Origin of the sequence: Blautia sp. TM10-2, assembly GCF_003480845.1 — a bacterium.
Classification (GTDB): Bacteria; Bacillota; Clostridia; order Lachnospirales; family Lachnospiraceae; genus Fusicatenibacter; species Fusicatenibacter saccharivorans.
On the sequence record NZ_QUJZ01000019.1, the window covers coordinates 76,994 to 83,121 of the forward strand.

The 6,128-nt window shown below is 46.8% G+C and carries 6 protein-coding genes and 1 pseudogene; 2 read left to right on the plus strand and 5 right to left on the minus strand.

Annotation, left to right across the window (positions count from 1 at the left end; all coding sequences use genetic code 11):
* Positions 1 to 21 precede the first annotated feature (21 nt).
* Both grpE and hrcA read right to left on the minus strand, forming a co-directional pair.
* Complete coding sequence (grpE, locus tag DXD92_RS17000; RefSeq protein WP_055218747.1) at positions 22 to 633, minus strand: nucleotide exchange factor GrpE; 612 nt, start codon at positions 631 to 633, stop codon at positions 22 to 24.
* 49 nt (positions 634 to 682) lie between these two features.
* Positions 683 to 1,741 (minus strand): heat-inducible transcriptional repressor HrcA, encoded by a 1,059-nt coding sequence (gene hrcA / locus DXD92_RS17005; protein WP_022461073.1) that lies wholly within the window; start codon positions 1,739 to 1,741, stop codon positions 683 to 685.
* A gap of 284 nt (positions 1,742 to 2,025) precedes the next feature.
* On the opposite strand from hrcA, the gene DXD92_RS17010 reads away from it, so the two are divergent.
* Positions 2,026 to 2,244 (plus strand): helix-turn-helix domain-containing protein, encoded by a 219-nt coding sequence (locus tag DXD92_RS17010; protein WP_055218403.1) that lies wholly within the window; start codon positions 2,026 to 2,028, stop codon positions 2,242 to 2,244.
* Between the two features lie 77 nt (positions 2,245 to 2,321).
* Here DXD92_RS17010 and DXD92_RS17015 read toward each other — a convergent pair whose 3' ends face one another.
* Positions 2,322 to 2,687, minus strand: coding sequence for a hypothetical protein (locus tag DXD92_RS17015; protein ID WP_022461735.1), 366 nt, complete (start codon positions 2,685 to 2,687; stop codon positions 2,322 to 2,324).
* A 172-nt stretch (positions 2,688 to 2,859) separates the two neighbouring features.
* Between DXD92_RS17015 and DXD92_RS17020 the strand changes: the two genes are divergently transcribed.
* Complete coding sequence (locus DXD92_RS17020) at positions 2,860 to 3,078, plus strand: helix-turn-helix domain-containing protein (protein ID WP_055228291.1); 219 nt, start codon at positions 2,860 to 2,862, stop codon at positions 3,076 to 3,078.
* A 211-nt stretch (positions 3,079 to 3,289) separates the two neighbouring features.
* On the opposite strand, the gene uvrB is transcribed toward DXD92_RS17020, so the two are convergent.
* Positions 3,290 to 5,290: an excinuclease ABC subunit UvrB gene (uvrB, locus tag DXD92_RS17025; protein WP_055228290.1), complete on the minus strand. Its 2,001-nt coding sequence runs from the start codon at positions 5,288 to 5,290 to the stop codon at positions 3,290 to 3,292.
* Between the two features lie 460 nt (positions 5,291 to 5,750).
* A pseudogene (locus DXD92_RS17030) lies at positions 5,751 to 6,074 on the minus strand (HEPN domain-containing protein); the annotation flags it as partial.
* Between the last annotated feature and the right edge of the window lie 54 nt (positions 6,075 to 6,128).

Consider the following 6,128-nt stretch of genomic DNA (forward strand, 5'->3'; position numbering starts at 1 on the left):
CTATTTATTTATCTTCAAGGCTTAGTTAGCCACCTTGACCATACTGTGACGGACTACGGAACCTTTGTACATGTAGCCCTTCAGGAACTCTTCTACGACGATGTTCTCGCCGGCTTCCTCATCCTCCACATGCATCACTGCGTTGTGCAGGTTCGGATCGAATTCCTTTCCAACGGCCTCGATCACGGTTACACCGAGTTCATCGAGTGCTGTGGTAAACTGTTTGTATACTTTATTCATGCCGTCTGCGAACGGATCTTCCTCCGGGTTTTCCACCGTTGCAAGTCCGCGCTCGAAGCTGTCAACAACCGGAAGAATCTTCTCGATGATGTCTTTTGCTCCAATGGCATACATATTTGCTTTTTCTTTTTCGGTGCGTTTGCGGAAGTTATCGAACTCTGCCATCTGACGGGTCAGGCGGTCAGTCAGCTCTTCGATTTTCTCATCTTTTTTATCTTTTTTCTTTTTGAAGAACTTTCGTTCTTTGCCATCCTCAGCAGTTTCTTCTGCAGCTTCCGCTTCTTTTGCCTCTGCTGCTTTCTTTGCTTCTTCCTGCTCCGCAGCCGGTTCGGTTTCCGGCAGATCGGTCTCTGCTCCGGTTTCTTTTTCCATCTCGCGTGTAGGTTCTTCCATGGTTTCCTCTTTCTTTCTATTTTCTTCGCTCACTGATCATTCCACCTTTCTACTCACCTGTGTCCGGCTTTTTGAAGACGGCGTCCAGTTGAACTTTTAATGTTTTCAGGTTATCTACCACATTTTCGTAATCCATCCGCTTTGGTCCCACGATACCGATTGTTCCGCGCATACCGTTTCCCATATCGTATGTGGTGGTGACCACGCTGCAGTCCCGTAAGGGTTCCATCGAAGATTCATTTCCGATGTATACCTGAATACCGGTATTTTCCTCTCCGTCCTGCTCCTCGGCAGCTCCTTTGATCATATCGACCAGTTTCTGCCGTTCCTCGAATGTGGAGATCAGCTGGCTGGCTTTGCTGCTGTCGGAAAGCTCAGGGTACTTGAAAATGTTGGTTGCGCCGCTGGTGTACACCGGCACATCTTCTTCGCTGACTGCGATGGCTTCCGCTACGGTATCGACCACTTTGCTGATGATGCCGGAGTGGATGCCTGCCTGCTCTTTCATCTTCTTAATCATGCCAAGATTGATTTCTTCAATGGTCAGGCCATTGAGCTGTGTGTTCAGAAGCAGGTTCAGCTTTAATATCTGTTCATCGTTGATGGTCTCGTCGAGGTCGATCATCTGGTTTTTCACCAGGTTGCCTTCTACGACGATGACGGCCAGGAGCTGCTCTTCATTGACTTTTGAGAGCTGGATGAATTTCACTTTATTTCTGTGATATTCCGGTCCTGTAATCAACGTTGCATAGTTGGTAGATGAAGCGAGGACTTTGACAACCTGCTGCAGAACTTTTTCCATTCGGTCTGTTTTTTCAATGACCATGTTTTTGATGTCTGCAACTTCCTGTTCTTTTTCCCGCATCAGCTCATCTACATAGAGGCGGTAGCCTTTATCGGAAGGAATGCGTCCTGCGGAAGTGTGGGGCTGTAAGATGTAACCCATCTCTTCCAGATCGGACATTTCATTCCGGATTGTGGCGGAGCTTAAATTCAAATCCGTGTATTTGGAAATCGTTCTTGAGCCGACCGGCTCACCCGTTTCCAGATACGTCTGGATGATCGCTTTTAATATTTTTCTTTTTCTTTCATCCAATTCTGTATCCACTAAGATAAGCTCCTTCCTGTTGTATAGTCCTGTTAGCACTCGTTTCAGTGGAGTGCTAACATCTATGCTCTTAAGATAGCACTCTGCCTTTTGTTTGTCAACACCTTTTCCCGGTTTTTCTATGAAGAAATTGTGAAAAAAGTATAAACCGTTTTCTTTCTGAAAAGGAATCTGACTTTTCTTTTTTATTGCATTCTACTGTTTCAAAGGCGCTATAGCCGTATGGTAGGATTCTGCCATTTCGATACGACCATTTAGTAGCATTTTCTCAGAGGTGATGAATCATGAAATATCAGAGACTGGAGGATCTGCGCACGGACCACGATCTGACGATCCGCCAGGTTGCCGACTATCTCGGCTGCAACCGCGATGTGTATACCCGATATGAAAAAGGCGTCCGGCAGCTGCCGATCTCCATTGCCATCCGTCTGGCGGAGCTGTATCAGGTCAGTCTGGATTATCTGGTCGGCATCAGCGATGAGAAGCGGCCGTATGGATCCTGACTTTTCAGTGTCTCCGCCGCAGCAAAAGCAGGAGGACAGTTTTTCTTTTCCCTGTTCTCCTTGTTTTGCTTTTTCGTTTACAGATTCTGCAGATATTCCATCATCCGCGTTTCGCTGAGTTTCCATCCGTCCGGCTCCCCGCAGAGATACAGCGTAAAATGCCCGCACGGGACTCCGTTTTCCAGGTGGATGCCGGTATACAGTTCTACAATGAGGAGTTCTTCTGCTTTTTCTTCATATATATTAGTGATCTGATAGATACGCTCTCCCTTTTCGTCCACCGGCCATTCTTTCTTCAGCACATCCCTCAGACGGCTCTCCTGCCCCTGCGCTTCGCATTCTTCCTCCCGGCTGATCATTTTTTCAAACGCTTCCGGCGTCTCCATCCGTTCCACTATATTCTGGACAAAATCTTCTATTTCTATTCTTTCTGCTTTTCCCATTCGTTCCCCCATTTCTGCCGTACATATTTTTCTGTTTTCTGCACAGGCTGTCTTCCCCCGCCGTTTCTCTCTCCCGCCCCATTCTCCAATTTGCGACCATATGATCTGATTTAACTTTGTCCATCCAACCGTTTGGTAGTATGGGTTTGAATCTGAAAGGATGGTACAACGTATGAAATACCAGAGAATTGAAGATATGCGGATCGATCAGGATCTCACCATCAAAGAGATTTCTGCCCTGCTCGAATGCAACCGCGACGTCTATTCCCGCTACGAAAAAGGAATCCGCGACATCCCGATCGACTATGTGATCCGGCTTGCACGGTTCTATGACTGCTCGGTCGACTATCTGCTGAGTGTTTCCAGTAAAAAGAGAAAATTCGGCGATTAATTTTTTTATTGTTGTCTTTTTTATTTTTGTGTTTTTCGTTTTGATACGACCGTTTGGTCGTATTTTATATTATAATGGTATTCTTATTTTGCGTCAATTCTGAACAAGAAGGAATCAAAATCGGACGCAAAAAAGCGTGCCGGAAAGTTTTCTGTCGCTTTTCCGGCACGCTTTTTTTCATGCTCTTTTCTTCTTTTTTATTTCTCATTTTTTATTCTTCCATGTCATCCAGGCTCTTCTTCAGTGTGATCATTTTGTCACGCAGCTCGGCGGCCATTTCGAAGTTGAGTTCGGCGGCAGCGGCTTTCATCTGTTTCTGTACCTGGCCGATCAGTTTTTCCAGTTCTTCGCGGCTCATGGACTCCGGGTCTTTTTCCATCTTTTCTTCTGTCTTTGCCACTTCTTTCGAAATGCTGATGAGATCGCGGACGGCTTTTTTGATGGTGGTCGGAGTGATGCCGTGTTCTTTGTTGTAGGCTTCCTGCAGGGCACGGCGGCGCTTCGTCTCGTCGATCGCGAGGCGCATGGAATCGGTCATCACATCGGCGTACATGATAACATGGCCCTCGCTGTTTCGCGCGGCACGGCCGATGGTCTGGATCAGGGAGGTTTCGGAACGCAGGAAACCTTCTTTATCGGCATCCAGGATCGCCACGAGTGTGATTTCCGGGATGTCGAGACCCTCACGCAGAAGGTTGATGCCGACGAGCACATCGAAGACATCGAGACGCATATCACGGATGATCTCGGTCCGTTCCAGGGTGTCGATATCGGAGTGCAGGTAGCGCACGCGGATGCCGGCCTCTTTCATATAGTCGGTCAGATCCTCTGCCATACGCTTCGTCAGCGTCGTCACGAGAACTTTGTTGTGTTTTTCAGTTTCTTTCTTTACTTCCGAAATCAGATCGTCGATCTGTCCCTCCACCGGGCGCACCTCGACATCCGGGTCGAGAAGGCCGGTCGGGCGGATGATCTGTTCGGCGCGCAGCAGCTCGTGGTCTGCCTCGTAGTCGCCCGGCGTGGCAGATACGAAGAGGATCTGATCGATCCGGTCCTCGAACTCGCCGAAGTTCAACGGACGGTTGTCTTTTGCGGACGGCAGACGGAATCCATAGTCCACCAGCGTCGATTTCCGCGACTGGTCGCCGGCATACATGCTGCGGATCTGCGGAACAGTCTTATGCGACTCATCCACGATGATGAGGAAATCATCTCCGAAATAGTCCATCAGTGTGTAGGGCGGCTCGCCTGGCTTTAATCCGGAGAGGTAACGCGAATAGTTTTCGATGCCGGAACAGATGCCGGTTTCTTTGAGCATCTCAATATCGAAATTGGTCCGCTCCTCGATGCGCTGGGCCTCGATCAGTTTTCCCTCGTGCTTGAAGAACTTCACCTGCTCTTCCATATCCTTTTCAATCTCGCCTGTTGCTTTCAGGATCGTGTCCATCGGCACAACGTAGTGGGAGGCCGGAAAGATTGCGATATGGTTCAGTTCACATAAGATTTCACCCGTCAGCGTATCGATCTGCACCAGACGGTCAATCTCATCCCCGAAGAACTCGACGCGCACCGCCTTGTCCGTCTCTTCCGCCGGAAAAATCTCCAATACATCACCGCGCACGCGGAACGTACCGCGGTGGAAATCCATATCATTCCGGTCATACTGAATATCAATCAACTGCCGGATCACATCGTCCCGGTCCTTTTCCATTCCCGGGCGGAGCGAAATAATCATCTCCATGTAGTCCTTCGGGCTTCCGATTCCATAGATACACGAAACACTGGAAACCACAATGACATCGTTCCGCTCACTCAGTGCAGAAGTCGCGGAAAGCCGCAGCTTATCAATCTCATCGTTCCGCGCAGAGTCCTTCGCAATATACGTATCCGAAGACGGCACGTAAGCCTCCGGCTGGTAGTAGTCGTAGTAGGAGACAAAATATTCTACTGCATTCTCAGGGAAGAATTCCTTAAACTCACCGTACAGCTGTGCTGCAAGTGTTTTATTGTGCGCTATGATCAAGGTTGGCTTATTTAACTGTGCAATAACATTTGCCATGGTAAAGGTCTTGCCGGAACCTGTAACGCCCAGCAAAGTCTCGCATTGATTGCCTTCTTGAAAGCCTTTGACCAGTTTTTCGATTGCCTGGGGCTGGTCGCCTGTAGGCTGGTATTCGGAGTGTAATTTGAATATTTGTTGTGAATTCTGCAAAAAAGCACCTCCTGGTTTTTATATCAAAAAAGTTCGTCTATCAGTCAGAAATTCGTCGAAGCACATTCTCTGATTTTAGCCGAATATGCCTCTCGACGAATTCTGTTCACCACCCGATATTTTATAGACTGATAAAAAGTAGTAAAACTAACGTGGACGAATTAACACTCAAATGTAAGAGATATTATATCATGGAAATTTAAAATTGTATATATGATGCGAACATTAGTTCTTCAAAAATTCATTTACATTTATCATTGTATCCAGAACAATTTCCGTATCCAGCTCCTTCTTTTCCGGTAATACTTCTTCCATATAAGAAAGCAATTCCGGCGGAATCTCCTCAGCTATAATATTTCCATTGTGGTATGTGGAGCATCCGTTGCGCTTATTAGAATAATATACTTTTACATAAAATATCCCTCAGGGCTTCAAACCCTGAGGGGCATCCTCGTTCATTTCAATTTTCCTTTTGTTTTTCAAGCTGTTCCATACAATATTTTTCTGCCAGAATTATAAATTCATCTGCAACTGAAATCTGCCGTTCTGATTCTTCTTTACTTGCAATATAAAAATCATCATAATCGCTGGCATGGCGAATCTCTTCTGCCTGTCCGATTTTCCTTCCCATTTCTCTTGGAAACACTGATGTTTTCACATAATCCTTATTGAAGTTAGCCACAGCATCCTTATGCCTTTTATATGCTTTACCGCTTACAGCATGTACTGCCTTAATTGCATGAAAAATAGAATAGTATGCCCTGTTATTGGCTCCTTTATAATCGTGAACCTCACATGACTAAAGTCACGTGCTTCAGACCGCTTTAGGCGGCAGACA

Bases quoted from the DNA above. Each gene is read 5' to 3' on its own strand.
- grpE (WP_055218747.1), bottom strand. From the start codon at position 633: ATGGAAGAACCTACACGCGAGATGGAAAAAGAAACCGGAGCAGAGACC.
- DXD92_RS17010 (WP_055218403.1), top strand. From the start codon at position 2,026: ATGAAATATCAGAGACTGGAGGATCTGCGCACGGACCACGATCTGACG.
- DXD92_RS17015 (WP_022461735.1), bottom strand. From the start codon at position 2,687: ATGGGAAAAGCAGAAAGAATAGAAATAGAAGATTTTGTCCAGAATATA.
- DXD92_RS17020 (WP_055228291.1), top strand. From the start codon at position 2,860: ATGAAATACCAGAGAATTGAAGATATGCGGATCGATCAGGATCTCACC.